The 16,000-nt window shown below is 72.7% G+C and carries 9 protein-coding genes and 1 riboswitch; of the genes, 4 read left to right on the top strand and 5 right to left on the bottom strand.

Annotated features, from left to right (window positions below):
* Positions 1 to 11: 11 nt before the first annotated feature.
* The 5 genes from KGD84_RS26535 to KGD84_RS26515 all read right to left on the bottom strand — a co-directional run bounded on the left by KGD84_RS26535 (position 12) and on the right by KGD84_RS26515 (position 9,814).
* Entirely contained in the window at positions 12 to 1,421 is a 1,410-nt protein-coding gene (locus tag KGD84_RS26535) for an APC family permease (protein ID WP_220563077.1), read from the bottom strand.
* A gap of 250 nt (positions 1,422 to 1,671) precedes the next feature.
* The gene (gene glgB / locus KGD84_RS26530) at positions 1,672 to 3,837 is read right to left on the bottom strand and encodes a 1,4-alpha-glucan branching protein GlgB (RefSeq protein ID WP_220565328.1); all 2,166 of its coding nucleotides are present in this window, start codon (positions 3,835 to 3,837) and stop codon (positions 1,672 to 1,674) included.
* A gap of 588 nt (positions 3,838 to 4,425) precedes the next feature.
* Positions 4,426 to 5,808 (bottom strand): maltokinase N-terminal cap-like domain-containing protein, encoded by a 1,383-nt coding sequence (locus KGD84_RS26525; protein ID WP_220563076.1) that lies wholly within the window; start codon positions 5,806 to 5,808, stop codon positions 4,426 to 4,428.
* Positions 5,809 to 5,810: 2 nt separating this feature from the next.
* The gene (treS, locus tag KGD84_RS26520; protein ID WP_255646823.1) at positions 5,811 to 7,736 is read right to left on the bottom strand and encodes a maltose alpha-D-glucosyltransferase; all 1,926 of its coding nucleotides are present in this window, start codon (positions 7,734 to 7,736) and stop codon (positions 5,811 to 5,813) included.
* A 110-nt stretch (positions 7,737 to 7,846) separates the two neighbouring features.
* Positions 7,847 to 9,814: an alpha-1,4-glucan--maltose-1-phosphate maltosyltransferase gene (locus KGD84_RS26515; protein ID WP_220563075.1), complete on the bottom strand. Its 1,968-nt coding sequence runs from the start codon at positions 9,812 to 9,814 to the stop codon at positions 7,847 to 7,849.
* A 750-nt stretch (positions 9,815 to 10,564) separates the two neighbouring features.
* Between KGD84_RS26515 and KGD84_RS26510 the strand changes: the two genes are divergently transcribed.
* The 4 genes from KGD84_RS26510 (at position 10,565) to KGD84_RS26495 (ending at position 15,994) form a co-directional block, all read left to right on the top strand.
* On the top strand, positions 10,565 to 12,682 hold the full coding sequence (locus KGD84_RS26510; protein ID WP_255646822.1) for a transglycosylase domain-containing protein: 2,118 nt from the start codon (positions 10,565 to 10,567) through the stop codon (positions 12,680 to 12,682).
* A gap of 157 nt (positions 12,683 to 12,839) precedes the next feature.
* Positions 12,840 to 12,945: riboswitch (TPP riboswitch) on the top strand.
* Between the two features lie 106 nt (positions 12,946 to 13,051).
* Positions 13,052 to 13,663 carry an ECF transporter S component gene (locus KGD84_RS26505; RefSeq protein WP_220563073.1) on the top strand — a complete coding sequence of 204 codons (612 nt, stop codon included), beginning with the start codon at positions 13,052 to 13,054 and terminating at the stop codon, positions 13,661 to 13,663.
* A 2-nt stretch (positions 13,664 to 13,665) separates the two neighbouring features.
* Positions 13,666 to 15,219 (top strand): ABC transporter ATP-binding protein, encoded by a 1,554-nt coding sequence (locus KGD84_RS26500; protein ID WP_220563072.1) that lies wholly within the window; start codon positions 13,666 to 13,668, stop codon positions 15,217 to 15,219.
* The gene (locus KGD84_RS26495) at positions 15,206 to 15,994 is read left to right on the top strand and encodes an energy-coupling factor transporter transmembrane component T family protein (RefSeq protein ID WP_220563071.1); all 789 of its coding nucleotides are present in this window, start codon (positions 15,206 to 15,208) and stop codon (positions 15,992 to 15,994) included. The genes KGD84_RS26500 and KGD84_RS26495 overlap by 14 nt, the downstream gene beginning before the upstream one ends.
* The last annotated feature ends 6 nt before the right edge of the window (positions 15,995 to 16,000 follow it).

Raw genomic sequence — 16,000 nt, 5'->3', positions numbered from 1 at the left:
GCCGGCCCCGTTCAGCGGCGGGCGTCCATGAGGGCGATGAGGCGCCGCTCGGCGTCCGGCCCCGGGGGGACGCGGGGGAGCCGCCACAGCAGCAGCGCCCCGGCGGCCCACCAGGCCAGCACCATCGGCCACTCCTGGGGCCAGCCCAGGGCGGCGGGCATGCCCGGCAGGTACAGCGAGAACAGGCCGAGCGACAGCACCAGGGCGGTCCACCCCACCACCGGGCCGGCCGGGGTGCGGAACGGCCGTTCCATGGCGGGTTCGCGGCGGCGCAGCACCAGGAAGCTCACCACCACCGCCAGGTACGCGAGCACGATGTTGATCCCGCCCGCGTTGGTCAGCCACACCAGCATGGGGCGGCCGAAGAACGGCGCCGCGGCCGACAGCGCGCCGATGAACAGGACGGCGTTGGCCGGGGTGCGGTACCGCGGGTGCAGGCGGCCGAACCACGCCGGGAGCATCCGCGACGCCGCCATCGCGTAGACCAGGCGGCTGCCGCCGATGAGGAAGGCGTTCCAGCTGGTCAGCAGACCGGCGATGCCGCCCAGGACCAGCACGTCGCCCATCACCGGGCTGTTCCACAGGGCGGCCACCGCGTCCGCCGAGGCCAGCTCCGAGGCCGCCAGGTCCGCCGCGGGCAGGCCCGCCCCCGCGGTGAGCATGACCATCACGTACCAGGCGGTCGCGCACAGGACCGAGACCACCAGCAGCGCCCCCACCAGCCGGTGGGGGATCCTGACCTCGGACGCCGACTGCGGGATCACGTCGAACCCGACGAACAGGAACGGCACCGCCACCAGGACCACGAAGACCCCTGGCACGCCGCCGGTGAACAGGGGCTCCATGTTCGCCGCCGAGCCGCCCGCGAACGAGCCGGTGAGCATGACGGCGCCGACGCACACCAGGAACAGCACGGCGACGGTCTGGAACACGGCGGCGGGCTTGATCCCGACGTAGTTGACGAAGGTCATCACCGCCGCGGCCACCACGCCGGCCGCGACCAGGCTCGCGTACACGTCGTACCCGGCGACGGTCCACAGGTGCCCGGCCGCCATGTCGGGGAAGAGGTAGACGAGCGTCTGGGGGACGGCGACCGCCTCGAACGCGACCACCGACACGTAGCCGAGCACCATCGCCCAGGAGGCGACGAACGCCCCGTGGGGGCCGACGGCCCGCATGGCGTAGTGGTGCTCACCCCCGGCGTGCGGCATCGCCGAGACGAGTTCGGCGTAGGTGAGGCCGACGAAGGCCATGATCACCCCGCCGATGACGAAGGCGGCGGCGGCACCGCCGGGGCCGGCCGCGCCGATGAAGTCGCCGACCAGCACGATCCAGCCGAAGCCGATCATGGCGCCGAAGCCGAGGGCGAGGACGTCGCCCCGCCCGAGGACTTTCGCGAAACTCTGGGAGGTGTCGGACATAGGGGGTGTCCCATCGTTCGTGACTGTGATGGGGGACACCCCAGCACGCGGACCCGCGGAGGTAAAGGGCCGTTCCGGACGAATTCCGGACGGGTTTCATCCCCCGTGGCGCCCCCGATCCTCACGGAGGGCCATGAAGTTCGTGTGACCTGCGGTGTCATCGGCGTGACACCGGATGACGCCGCGATGACGTTTCCACGGGAACGGCCCCGGTCCGACCGGACCGGGGCCGCTCCCGCGCTCGTCGGGCTCAGGGCCGGTGCTCGAACCAGACCGCGCCCAGCGGCGGCAGGGTCACCGGCGCCGAGTACGGCTGGCCGTGCCACTCCTGGACCTGGGCCTCCACGTGTGCGGGGGCCGGGTACTCCGAGCCCCCGAACCGGGCCTCGTCGGTGTTGAGCACCGCGTCCCAGCGGCCCTCCCAGGGCAGGCCGATCCGCCAGTCGGGGCGCGGCACCGGCGAGAAGTTCACCGCGCACACCAGGGCCGAGCCGTCCTCGCCCCGCCGCAGGTACGACAGCGTGTTGCCGTCGCGGTCGCCGCCGTCCAGCCACTGGAACCCGGCCGGGTCGGTGTCCAGCGACCACAGCGCCGGACGCGGCCGGTACAGGTCGTTGAGCGCCTTGACCAGCCGCTGCGCCCCCGCGTGGTGGTCGTACTGCAGCAGCCACCAGGGCACCCCGTCCAGGTGCGACCACTCGTCGCCCTGGGCGATCTCCCCGCCCATGAACAGCAGCTGCTTGCCCGGGTGCGACCACATGAACGCCAGCAGCGCCCGCAGGTTCGCCGCCCGCTGCCACTCGTCGCCCGGCGGCCTGTTGAACAGCGACCCCTTGCCGTGCACCACCTCGTCGTGCGACAGCGGAAGCACGTAGTTCTCGCTGTAGGCGTACACCATCGCGAAGGTGACCTCGTCGTGGTGGTACTTGCGGTGGACCGGCTCCTTGGAGAGGTACTGGAGGGTGTCGTGCATCCACCCCATGTTCCACTTGAGCCCGAACCCGAGCCCCCCGTGGTCCACCGGCAGGGTCACCCCCGGGTAGGCGGTGGACTCCTCGGCGATCATCACCGCGTGCGGGTTGCGCCGGTAGACGACCGTGTTGAGCTCCTTGAGGAAGTCGATCGCCTCCAGGTTCTCCCGGCCGCCGAAGGCGTTGGGCTCCCACCCGCCGTCCTCGCGCGAGTAGTCCAGGTACAGCATGGACGCCACCGCGTCCACCCGCAGCCCGTCGATGTGGAACTCCTCCAGCCAGTACAGGGCGTTGGCCACGAGGAAGTTGCGCACCTCGGTGCGCCCGTAGTTGAAGATGAGCGTCCCCCAGTCGGGGTGCTCGCCCCGGCGCGGGTCGGGGTGCTCGTACAGCGCGGTGCCGTCGAACCGGGCCAGCGCCCACTCGTCCCTGGGGAAGTGCGCGGGCACCCAGTCCAGCAGGACGCCGATCCCGGCCCGGTGCAGCGAGTCCACCAGGTGCCGGAACTCGTCGGGCGTGCCGAACCGGGGCGTGGGCGCGTAGTACGACGTGACCTGGTAGCCCCAGGATCCGTCATAGGGGTGCCCGGCCACCGGCAGGAGCTCCACATGGGTGAAGCCCATCTCGGTGACGTACCCGACGAGCTGGTCGGCCAGCTCGGTGTACGACAGGCCGGGCCGCCACGACCCCAGGTGCACCTCGTACACGCTCATCGGCGCCCGGTGCGGCTCAACGCCCTTGCGCTCGGCCATCCACTCCTGGTCGGTCCACACGTGGCCCGACGTCGTCACCACCGACGCGGTCTGCGGCGGCATCTGGGTGGCCCGCGCCATCGGGTCGGCCTTGTCCCGCCAGTGCCCGTCGGCGCCCAGCACCTGGAACTTGTACAGCGCCCCGTCGCCCACGCCGGGCACGAACAGCTCCCACACGCCGGTGCCGCCCAGGCTGCGCATGGGGTGGCCGACGCCGTTCCACAGGTTGAAGTCGCCGATCAGGCGCACCCCGCGGGCGTTGGGCGCCCACACGGTGAAGGAGGTGCCGGACACCTCGCCCGCGTCGGTCTCCAGGGTGCGGGTGTGCGCCCCCAGCGCCCGCCACAGCTCCTCGTGCCTGCCCTCGCCGATGAGGTGCAGGTCCAGGTCGCCCAGGACGGGAGTGAACCGGTAGGGGTCGGCGGCCGTGTGCTCGGCGCCGTCCTCGTAGCGGGCGGTGACCCGGTAGTCGGCGGGGTCGCCGAGCCTCGTGCCGGACACCTTGGCGGTGAACACGCCCCGGTGCAGGTGCTCGGCCCGCACCCGCTCGCCGTCGCGCAGCTCCAGGTGGACCTCGGTGGCGTGGGGCCGCAGCACCCGTACCACGGTGGACCGCCCCTGGGGGTGTACGCCCAGGACGGAGTGCGGGTCGTGGTGGTGGCCGTCGACCAGGCGGTCGACGGCGGCGAGCAGCTCCTGCTCGGGCCCGGAGGCCGCGCGGGCCGGGGCGGTGCGCGCGGGCGCCCTCCCCGCCGGGGCGGCCTTGGCGCGGCCCTTGGTGGCGGGCGCCGTCCTCTTCGCGGAGGCGGCCCTGGTCGCGGGCTCCTTCGCGGCGGTGGCCCGGCCCGCGGGCTTCTTCGCCGCGGCCTTCTTGCCCGCGGCCGTCCCGGCGGCGGCCGCCTTGCCAGCCGTCGCCTTGCCCGCGGCCGTTCGCGCGGCGGCGGGCTTCTTCGCCGCCGCCGACCCGGCGGCGGTCCTGCCCGCGGCGGCCTTGGCTGCGGTGCTCTTGGCGGCGGCCGTCTTGCCCGCCGCGGTCTTGCCCGCGGTGGTTTTCGCGGTGGCGGCCTCGGCCGCCGCCGGCTTGCCCGCGGTCTTCTTCTTCGCGCCGGCGGCCTTGCTCCCGGTCTTCTTCGCGGTCTCCTCATCGGTGGTCGCGCGCTGACGCTGTTCGCTGCGTGGCGAGGACAATGCTGCTCCGTGGTGCTCGTGGACAGGAACGGTGGACAGGAAACGGGGAGGGGCGGGGGAGCGGAGACGGCCCGCCCGGGGGCGGGCCGCCGTTCAGCGGGGCACCGGCGGGGCCGCCGCGGCGGCGATGGACTCCAGCGGTACCCGCAGCCAGTGCGGCCGGTTGCGGGCCTCGTACAGCACCTCGTACACGGCCTTGTCGAACTCGAAGGCCCGCAGCACGACCAGGTGCTTCTCCGGGTCGGCGCCGCCGCCGTCGGCGTAGCCGCGGCAGAACGCCTCGCGGTTGGCCCGCGCCCAGGACCGCGCCGACCACTCCAGCCCCTCGTCGCCGGGGTGGTCGACCAGCAGGTACCCGGCGGCGTAGTCGAAGGAGCGCAGCATCCCGGCCACGTCCCGCAGCGGGCTGGCGAGCTGCCGGCGCTCGGCGACGGAGACGGTGGGCTCGCCCTCGAAGTCGAGCAGCACCCACCCCCCGGACCCGGTGCGGATGACCTGGCCCAGGTGGTAGTCGCCGTGGATGCGCTGGATCGGCAGCGGCTCGTCCACCTGGGCGAACTCGGCGTAGGCCTCCATCACCAGGGGTGCGTGCTCGGCCAGTTCCGGCACCTCGGCGCTGGCCATGGCCAGCCGCTCCACCATGGCGTCGGCCAGCTCCGCCACGGCCGTCACCGACAGCACGTCCGTGGGCAGGGTGCGGGCCAGGGCGCGGTGCACCTCCGCCGTGGTGCGCCCGAGCAGGGCGGCGTCCCCGGTGAACGAGGTCCGCGCCGCGCGGTCGGCGCCCCGGGTCAGCGCCTCGGCGTCGGCGGTGGCCAGCACCCAGCCGTCCGAGGCCCCGGGGATGTAGTCCTGGAGCATCGCCAGGGTGGTGGGCTCGGCGTACCCGGGCAGGTCCGCCTCGATCCACCCGCACGGCCGGGCCACGTACGGCGAGCCGTACAGCGCCCGGTTGAGCTCCAGGTCCGGGTTGGGCCCGGGCCACACCCGCCGGAACGTCTTGAGGACGTAGTCCTCGCCGAACACCAGCGACGTGTTGGACTGCTCCCCGGTGAGCACCCGCCCCGAGGAACCGGTGCGGATGCGCTCGCCGGGCAGGGTGCGGAACCGGACGTGCCCGGCGGCCGAGGGGGCCGCGAAGCGTTCCAGCAGCATGGCGGTCAGCTGGGCGTCGTTGGCCGCGTCGTAGACGACCCGCGACCTCCCGCCCGGGGCCTGGTGGACGCCGATGGCGGCGCCCGCCAGCTCCGCGGGCAGGGAGCGCGACGACCGGGAGCCGAGCAGCACCTGGTAGCGGGAGCTGCGGCCGCGCTGCCCGGCGCGGACGACGAGCAGGTTGAGGTCGGGGCCCTCGGGGCCGGCGGACACCAGGGTGTGCCGGCTTTCGACCCGGATGTTGCGGATGGGGATCCCCTTGCCGGAGAACCAGCGCTGACGGGGCATCCAGACGGCCAGGAGCTCTTCGAGTTGGGACATGATCAGTCGGGCCTGTTCCCCTTCTCGTCGGAGGACGGCGTGGTGACCGTGGTGCGGTGGCCGCCGCGGGTGCGGGGGGAGCGCCCGCCCAGCGCGGCCCGGGCACTGACCCCGGCCGCGGGCAGGCCGTAGGTCGGTGCGGTGTCCTCCTCGCCGACGACGGGGCCGGGGCCGGTGTCCGCGGCGGGGGGCAGCTGGAACCAGTAGAAGCCGTGTCCGGGCAGGGTGAGCAGGTACGGCAGCTCGCCGATCCGCGGGAAGCGCGTCCCGCCCACGCACTCCACCGGGTTCACCCCGAGGTAGCCGGACAGGTCCAGCTCCACCGGCTGCGGGTGCTTGGACAGGTTGTTGACGCACAGCATGCGGTCGTCGCCGTGCTCGCGGATGAACGCGAACACGCTGGGGTTGCTGGCGTCGAGCTCGGTGAACGCCCCGGTGCCGAACACGGGGTGCCGCTTGCGGATCTGGATCATCTGCCGCGTCCAGTTGAGCAGCGAGCCGGGGTTGGCGCGCTGGGACTCGACGTTGACCGCCTGGTAGCCGTACACCGGGTCGAGGATGAGCGGCAGGTACAGGCGCCCGGGGTCCCCGGTGGAGAACCCGGCGTTGCGGTCGGAGCTCCACTGCATGGGGGTGCGCACGGCGTCGCGGTCGCCCAGCCAGATGTTGTCGCCCATGCCGATCTCGTCGCCGTAGTACAGCACCGGGGAGCCGGGCAGGGACAGCAGCAGGGCGGTGAACAGCTCGATCTGGTTGCGGTCGTTGTCCAACAGGGGGGCGAGCCGCCGCCGGATCCCCACGTTGGCGCGCATGCGGGGTTCCTTGGCGTACTCGGCGTACATGTAGTCGCGCTCCTCGTCGGTGACCATCTCCAGGGTCAGCTCGTCGTGGTTGCGCAGGAAGATCGCCCACTGGCAGTTGGCCGGGATCTCCGGGGTCTGGGCGAGGATCTCCGAGATCGGGTACCTCTGCTCCCGCCGCACCGCCATGAACATGCGCGGCATCAGCGGGAAGTGGAAGTTCATGTGGCACTCGTCGCCGCCGGCGGCGTGGTCGCCGAAGTAGTCCACGACCTCGGAGGGCCACTGGTTGGCCTCGCTCAGCAGGACCCGGCCGGGGTAGAGCCGGTCCACCTCCGCGCGCACGCGCTTGAGGAACTCGTGCGTCTCCTTGAGGTTCTCGCAGTTGGTGCCCTCGCGCTCGTACAGGTAGGGCACGGCGTCCAGCCGGAAGCCGTCGATGCCCAGGTCCAGCCAGTAGCGCAGGACCTCCAGGATGGCCTCCTGGACGGCCGGGTTCTCGAAGTTGAGGTCGGGCTGGTGGGAGAAGAAGCGGTGCCAGTAGTACTGGCCGCGGACCTCGTCGTAGGTCCAGTTGGACGTCTCGGTGTCGACGAAGATGATCCGGGCGTCCTCGTAGCGGTCCTTGGTGTCGGACCACACGTAGAAGTCGCCGTAGGGGCCCTCGGGGTCCTCCCGGGAGGCCTTGAACCAGGGGTGCTGGTCGCTGGTGTGGTTCATGACCAGGTCGGTGATGACGCGGATGCCGCGCCGGTGCGCCTCGTCGAGCAGCTCCACGAAGTCGGCGGTGGTGCCGAACTCGGGGAGGATCTTGAAGTAGTCCGAGATGTCGTAGCCGCCGTCGCGCAGGGGGGACTCGTACATCGGCAGCAGCCAGATGCAGTCGATGCCGAGCCACTGGAGGTAGTCCAGTTTCCGCACCAGGCCGGCGAGGTCGCCGGTGCCGTCGCCGTTGGAGTCGTGGAAACCCCGGGCGAGTACTTCGTAGAAGACGGCGTGCTTGTACCAGTAGGGGTCACCGGTACCGCCGGAGGACATGAGCGGGCCGGTGGCGGCCCCGGTGGCCGGCGCGAGCGGACCGTGCGCGGGGTGTTCGGGGCGGCCCGGTCCGGACTCGTCGTTGCTCATCTACTGCTCCCCACCAATGAATGTTCGACATCGGATCAACGGCTGCTCGGGCATGGGAGGGGTGCCGGCGGACACCGTCCGCCGCGCCCCTCCGGATGCTCCGCGGGCCGCTATCTGCCGTTGACGGTGAACACGTGCGCGGTACCCCGCTCGGGGTCGAGCCGGACGTAGTTCGCCGCCCCCCACGTGTAGGCGGCGCCGGTCAACTCGTCGGTCACCTTGAGTTCCTCCTCCCACGCGCGGCCGATGGACGGCAGATCCAGGTGCACCGTCGCCTCGCGGACGTGGTGCGGGTCGAGGTTGACGACGGCGACGACCAGGTCGTCGGGGTCGCCGGGGCGCTCGCCGGGGCGGCGCTTGGAGAAGCAGATGATCTCCGGCCGGTCCACCGGGTGGAACCGCAGATTGCGCAGCTCGCGCAGGGCGGGGTGGGCGCGGCGCAGCCGGTTGAGCCGGGTGATGAGGCCGGAGATGCTCCGCCCCTCGGCCTCGGCCCCGGCCCAGTCGCGCGGCCGGTACTGGTACTTCTCCGAGTCCAGGTACTCCTCGCTGCCGGGCCGCACGGGGGTGTTCTCGCACAGCTCGTAGCCGGAGTAGACGCCCCAGGTGGGTGAGAGCAGCGAGGCCAGGACCGCGCGGATCTCGAAGGCGGGGCGGCCGCCCTCCTGGAGGTAGGCGTTGAGGATGTCCGGGGTGTTGGCGAAGAAGTTGGGCCGCAGGTAGTGGGCGGTCTCCCGGCTCAGCTCGGTGAGGTAGTCGGTGAGCTCGTCCTTGCCGTTGCGCCAGGTGAAGTAGGTGTACGACTGGTGGAACCCGACCTTGGCCAGGGTCCGCATCATGGCGGGGCGGGTGAACGCCTCGGCCAGGAACAGGACGTCCGGGTGCTTCTTCGCCACGTCGGCCAGCAGCTTCTCCCAGAACGCCACCGGCTTGGTGTGCGGGTTGTCGACCCGGAAGATGCGCACCCCGTGGTCGATCCAGTGCTGGACGACGCGGCGGATCTCCCGGTACAGCCCCGGGAAGTCGTTGTCGAAGTTCAGGGGGTAGATGTCCTGGTACTTCTTGGGCGGGTTCTCGGCGTAGGCGATGGACCCATCGGCCCGGGTGGTGAACCACTCGGGGTGCTCGGCGACCCACGGGTGGTCGGGGGAGCACTGCAGGGCCAGGTCCAGGGCGATCTCCAGGCCGTGTCCGCGCGCCTCGGCGACGAAGGCGTCGAAGTCGGCGAGGGTGCCCAGGTCGGGGTGGACGGCGTCGTGCCCGCCGTCGGCCGAGCCGATGGCCCACACCGACCCGGGCTCGCCCGGACCGGCGGTCAGGGCGTTGTTGGCGCCCTTGCGGTGGGCGTGCCCCACGGGGTGGATCGGCGGCAGGTACACCACGTCGAAGCCCATGTCGGCGATGGCCGGCAGCCGCTTGGCCGCGGTGGCGAAGGTGCCGGAGACCTCCTGGCCGGGGGCGGTGTCCACCTGGGCGCCCTCGGACCGGGGGAAGAACTCGTACCAGGAGCCGAAGAGGGCGCGCTCGCGGTGCACGACCACGCTGGTGCGCTGCGAGCGGGTGACGAGCTCGCGCAGCGAGTGGTCGTGCATGAGGGCGAGCACCTCGGGGGTGACCGCGGCGTAGCGTTCGGCCGGGGTCAGCGAGGTGTCGCGCAGGGTGGCGGCGGCCCGGGCGAGCAGGGGCCTGCGGGGAACGCGGCGGGCGGCCCGGGACAGCAGCCGGGCCCCCTCCTCCAGCACCAGGTCGGTGTCCTGGTCCAGGGGGAGCTTGACCTCGGCGGCGTGGTGCCAGGTGGCGAAGGGGTCGCTCCAGGCCTCGATGGCGAAGGACCACTTCCCCTCGGCGGGGAGGGAGATCTCCGCCTCGTGGCGGTCGGTCCCGGGGGCGCGCTCGCTCATGCGCACGAGGCGTTCCCGGCGGCCCTTGGGCGAATAGACGACCACACCCGCGGAGAGGGAGTCGTGCCCTTCGCGGATGACCGTCGCGCCGACGGTGAAGCGTTCACCGGGAACCGCTTTCACCGGGCCGAGATCGTTGTCCGGAGAGATGTCGAGGATGGGCAGGCGTCCGATCACTGGCTACACCGTAATTGTCGTGGTTCGGGCGTTTCGGGGAGGCGCTTCGGGCGACGTCGGGCAGAAATAACCCAGAGTTAATCCGAGGCAAGACGGAGTTAATGAAGGGCCCGGATCGGATTCTGTCCGGATTGCGGCTTCGGTGCCCTCCGCTCTCTATCGTGTGCCCTCTCGTGTGGTTTGGCGGAGTGCCAGGGCCGGATAATTTATGTGATCCTCGTCACACTGGCCGTAGGGGCTTTCTGCTGGTATTTGACTGGTTTCACCTGCGTAAACTACGCAAATCGGTCAGAAAGAGACACGTGTTTCGGGGGCCTCTCTGGTTGTTCTGCCATTCTCTGTGGTGAAAAGTCGGAAAACTCATCGGTCATGTTGCAGGGGTGTGGCGGATGGGTAGGGATGACCAAATGCCCGGAGGAGGGGTCCGACCTTATTGCGGACATGCCCGTGTGTCGGAATGATCCACGGAAGTCGGCTAGTCCAGGATCCGGTGCATCGGTGCGGCGGGCCGTGCCGTGCGGCTTCGTTTCGTCTCGATGTCGAGAAATTGAAATGCCCGTTTCGTTGAGTAGTGCACCTGGCGTGAGCGATGTCCGATCTGTTGGCTTTGCCATGGATTGATGAAGAGTTTCAGTGACACGCCCGATCCCGCGCCGTCCGTGGCGGCCCGTCCCTGCGAGGGTGGTCGACGCAGCAGTGCCCCGCCCGTGCCGAGCGCGGGCGGGGGCCACACGGCGTTGGGGGGACGACGTGACGGAGCCGAACCGGAAGGGCCGGCCGGAGGAGAGACGCAGGACGATCCTGGGGCTGGCGGGCACGGGCGCGCTGGCGGGGCTGCTGACCGCGGCGCTGATCCTGCCCTGGGCGGGCGGCCTGGGGCTGGCCGCCCGCGACGCCGCGGCCGGGTTCATGGCGCTGCCCGCCGACCTGGAGATCCACCGCCTGACCGAGCGGGTCCTCATCACCGACGTCGACCACGAGCCCATCGCCGAGGTGGCCCGGCGCGAACGCGAGGTCGTCGGCCTGGCGGACATCAGCCCCTGGGTCCCGGCCGCGCTGATGGCGATCGAGGACGAGCGGTTCTACGAACACGCCGGGCTCGACCTGCGCGGCCTGCTGCGCGCCGCCACGCGCACCGCGCAGGGCGACACCCAGGGCGGCTCGACCATCACCCAGCAGTACGTCAAGAACCTGCTCATCGAGCAGGCCACCGACGAGGAGGGGGTGCGGCGCGCCAGCGAGCGGACCCTGGTCCGCAAGCTCGTCGAGCTGCGCTACGCCATCGACGTCGAGGACCGCCTGAGCAAGGACGAGATCATGGAGGGCTACCTCAACCTCGCCTACTTCGGCTCCGGCGCCCACGGCATCGAGATCGCGGCCCGCCGCTACTTCTCGACCACCGCGGACCGGCTGGACCCCGGCCAGGCGGCGACCCTCGTGGGCCTGGTGCGCGCCCCCTCCTACTACGACCCGCTGGCCAACCCCGAGGCCGCCGCCGAACGGCGCGACCTGGTGCTCGACCGCATGGTCGCCACCGGCCACCTGTCCGAGGGGGAGGCCGACCGGTACCGCGGGGCCGACCTGCGGCTGGACCCCACGCCGCGCGGCGGCAGCTGCTACCACAGCGATCAGCCGTTCTTCTGCGACTACGTGATGCGCTGGCTCCAGGACTCCGAGGAGCTGGCCGAGGACCCCGCGGAGCGCGAGTTCCTGCTCGGGCGCGGCGGCATCACCGTGCGCACCACCCTGGACTCGGGGATGCAGGCGGCCGCGCAGGAGGCCATCGACTCCCGGGTGCCCCCGGGGGACACCACCAAGTTCGCCGCGCAGGTACTGGTGGAGCCCGGGACCGGCAAGGTCCGGGCGATGGCCCAGAACATGCGGTACGGGTTCGACGAGGAGGAGGTCGGGACGACCTCCATCAACCTGGCCGTCGACCATGAGGACGGCGGCTCGCACGGGTACCAGGCGGGGTCCACGTTCAAGGCGTTCACCCTGGCCGCGGCGCTCGACAAGGGGCTGAAGTACGGGACCAGCTTCGACTCGCCCAAGAGCGTCTCCGTGAGCGGGATGGCCAACTGCGAGGGCGGGACGATGTCCACGTGGAAGGTGAACAACGCGGGCGAGAGCGACGCGGGCTCGCACAACATGATCAGCGGGACCAAGGGGTCGGTGAACACCTACTTCGCCCAGCTCCAGCGGCGGGTGGGGCTGTGCGAGACCGCCGAGATGGCCGAGCGGACCGGCATCCACCGCGCCGACGGCGAGCCGCTGGGCGTGTGGAGCTCCTTCACCCTGGGCGACCAGGAGGTCTCCCCGCTCACCGTCGCCAACGCCTACGCCACCTTCGCCGCGCGGGGCGAGTACTGCGAGCCGCGCCCGGTGTCCTCCGTGACCGTCGGCCGCGAGGGCGACGAGGACTTCCGCGAGATCCGGATGCGCTCGCACTGCGAGGAGGGGGCGGTGCCGACCCACGTGGCCGACGGCGTCAACCACCTGCTCCAGCAGACCTTCAAGGGCGGCACCGCGAACGGCCTGGGCATCGGCCGCCCGGCCGCGGGCAAGACCGGCACCACCGACAGCGCGGCCTACGCCTGGTTCGCCGGGTACACGCCCAACCTGGCCTCGGCCGTGGTGGTCGGCGACATCCGGGGCGGTGAGCAGAACCCGCTCCAGGGGGTGTGGATCGGCGGCCGGTACTACGGGATCGTCTACGGCGGCACGCTGCCGGGGCCGATCTGGCAGGCCACGATGAACCGCGCCGCGGCCGACCTGCCCGCGGAGTCCTTCGCCCCGTCGCCGCCCCGCTTCGGCGACCCGTCGGCGGCCCCGCCCAAGAAGAAGGAGGAGGGCGACGAGGACGCCTGACCGCAAGGCGCGGAGGGGCCCGGGAGGGCCCTCCGGAGCAGTCCCCGGGGAGGGGACGGGGGCCGGTCCCGGTTCGGGGCCGGCCCCCGCGGCGTCCCGGGAGGTGAGACGGGACGGCGCAGGACTGGCCTTCTCCGGCATATGGCGCATAATGGTGGCGAACCGACAGGGGAGCGCGTGAGCGCTGAGAGTGCGGAGAGTCCGCAGACCCTTACACACCTGATCCGGGTAATGCCGGCGAAGGAAGTCGTGGGAACCGCCACCGGTGGCGCGTCTCGCGCGCCGGAGGTCCGCTTCCGGCGCCGCAGTGCCCCGGTGCCGCTCTTGGCCGTATCCGCCCCTCGTCACACCGACGAAGGGACACATCGAATGGGCACCGACACCACCCCCGGTGGCACCTGGGCCGACATCAGGTCGCGGGCACGCGGCTGGCGCACCGTCGACATCGTCGTCGCCGCCGTGCTGGGCGTCGCCGTCGGCGTCGTGTTCTGGCTCTGGAACATCGTCTGGTCCATCACCACCCCGCTGTTCGCGGCGTTCCCGCCCGGGCAGGCGGCCGTCTACGGCATGTGGCTGATCTCCGGCGTCCTGGGCGGGCTCATCATCCGCAGGCCCGGCGCCGCCCTGCTGACCTCGATCGCCGCCGCCTCGGTGTCGGCGGTCCTGGGAACCCAGTGGGGGGTCATGGTCCTCCTCGACGGCACCCTCCAGGGCATCCTGCCCGAGCTGGTCTTCCTGGCCTTCGGCTACCGCCGCTGGGGCATGGGCGTCGCCGTCCTGGCCGCCGCCGTCGCCGGGATCTCCCCGGCGATCCGCGACAACATCGCCTACAACGTCACCTGGCCGCTGCACTACCAGGTGATCTACGGGGTCATCGTGGTGATCAGCGCCGCGGTCATCGCCGGGGTCGGCGCGCGCCTGCTCACCACCGCCCTGGCCCGCTCCGGCGCGCTGGCCCCCTTCGCCTCGGCCAAGGGCTGACCGTGGCCGACCGAGGACGCCCGGGCGCCCGCGTCGAGCTCTCCGGCTGGGGATGGCGGCACGCGGGCCGCGACGCGTACACCCTGCGGGGCGTCGACCTGGCCGTCGGGCCCGGTGAACGGGTGCTGCTGCTCGGCGCCTCCGGCACCGGCAAGTCCACCCTGCTGCACGCCCTGGCCGGGCTCACCGGCGACGACGGCGCCATCGGCGGAGAGGAGGAGGGCCTGCTCCTGGTGGACGGGGAGCGGGCCCGCCGCGGCCGGGCCGAGGTCGGGCTGGTCGCCCAGGACCCCGAGTCGCAGATCGTCATGGCCCGGGCCGGGGACGACGTCGCCTTCGGCCCGGAGAACCTGGGCGTGCCGCCGGAGGAGATCCGCGAGCGGGTGGGCGAGGCGCTGGAGGCCGTCGGTTTCCCCTACGGTCCGCGCCACCCCACCGGTGCGCTGTCGGGCGGCGAGAAGCAGCGCCTGGTCATCGCCGGGGCGATGGCGATGCGCCCGCGCCTGCTGCTGCTCGACGAGCCCACCGCCAACCTCGACCCGGACGGGGCCGCCCTCGTGCGCGGGGTGCTCGCCCGCCTGCTGGAGCGGACCTCCGCGACGATGGTGCTGGTGGAGCACCGGGTCGCCGAGGTCGTGGACCTGGTGGACCGGGTGGTCGTGCTGGAGGCCGGGGGCGGCGTGGCCGCCGACGGCCCGCCGCGCGAGGTGTTCGCCGCCCACGGCGCCGCGCTGGCCGCGCAGGGCGTGTGGGTGCCCGGGCACGAGCCCGACCCCTCCCTGGCAGCCGCCCCCGGCGGCCCGGTGCTGCTGCGGGCCGCCGGGGTGGACGCCCGCACCCCGCCCGGGCTGGGCGTGCGCGTCCCGCCCCGGCGCACGGTCCTGGAGGACGTGGACGTCGCGGTGCGGGCCGGGACCGCCACCGCGCTGACCGGGCCCAACGGCGCCGGCAAGTCCACGCTGCTCACCCTGCTGGCCGGGCTGTCCCGGCCCCACCGCGGCGCCGTCCTCCCGCACGGCCCGCTGGCCGACGCCGACCGGCGGCCGCTGGCGCGCTGGCCGGCACGCAGGCTGGCCCGGCACGTGGGCACCGTGTTCCAGCACGCCGAGGACCAGTTCGTCACCGGCACCGTCCGGGACGAGCTGAGGTTCGCCCCGCTGCGCGCCGGGAGGGGCGAGGCGGAGACCGAGGCGTGGGTCGGCGAGCTGCTGGAGCGCCTGCGGCTGACCGCGCTGGCCGACGTGCACCCGTACACGCTGTCCGGGGGAGAGAAACGGCGGCTTTCGGTCGCCACCGCGCTGAGTTCCGGCCCTTCGCACGCCCCCGACGTGCTGGTCCTGGACGAGCCCACCTTCGGCCAGGACACCCGGACCTGGACCGAGCTGGTGGAACTGCTCGGCGGACTGCGGGCCGAGGGCCGCGCCGTCGTCATGGCCACCCACGACGAGCTGCTGCTGCGCCGCCTGGCCGACGTGCGGATCCGGGTCGCCGGCGGCCGGGCCGAGGAGACGGGCCGCGCCGACGCGGCGGAGGGGGGCACCCGTGGCCGACCGTGAGACCGCCGCGCCGGTCGCGGACGCGCTGACCTTCGACGCGCCCGGGGACGGCGGCGCCCGCACCTGGCTGACCCGGTTCAACCCCGCGGCCAAGCTGCTGGCCGCGCTGGTCCTGGGCCTGGGCCTGGTCCCGGCGGTGGACGCCGTCACCGGCGGCGTGGTGCTGCTGGGCGTGCTGGCCCTGGTGCCGTTCAGCGGCCTGGACCGGCGCACCCTGCTGGTCCTGGGCGGGCCGTTCGTCCTCATGGGCCTGTCCAGCGGCCTGGTCAACTACCTGTACGGCGAGGAGGGCCTGGAGGGGGCGGTGGGGGCGGCGGTGCGCCTGCTGGCCATCGCCCTGCCCGGGCTGCTCGCCGCCGCCGGGAGCGACCCCACCGACATGGCCGACGGCCTGGTGCAGAGGCTGAGGGTGCCCGAGCGCCCGGCCATGGGCGTGCTGGCCGCGCTGCGGCTGGTCCCGCTGCTGGCCGACCAGTGGCGCACCATCACCCTGGCCCGGCGGGCCCGCGGGCTGGAGGCGGGCCGCAACCCGGCGCGGATGGTCGCGCTGTTCTTCGGGCGGATGTTCGCGTTGCTGGTGCGGGCCATCCGCACCGGGACGCTCATGGCCACCGCCATGGACGCCCGCGCGTTCGGCACCGGACGGCGCAGCCACGCCCGGCACAGCCGCTGGCGCACCGCCGACACGCTGCTGCCGGTCGGGGCGTTGCTGCTGCTGGCGGCGGCCTACACGCTGTCCGCCCGGCTGGGCACCCTGGTACTGCTGTTCTCGTGACCCGGG

Source organism: Nocardiopsis changdeensis (assembly GCF_018316655.1).
Taxonomy (GTDB): Bacteria; Actinomycetota; Actinomycetes; order Streptosporangiales; family Streptosporangiaceae; genus Nocardiopsis; species Nocardiopsis changdeensis.
This window is presented reverse-complemented; position numbering and strand designations above follow the sequence as displayed.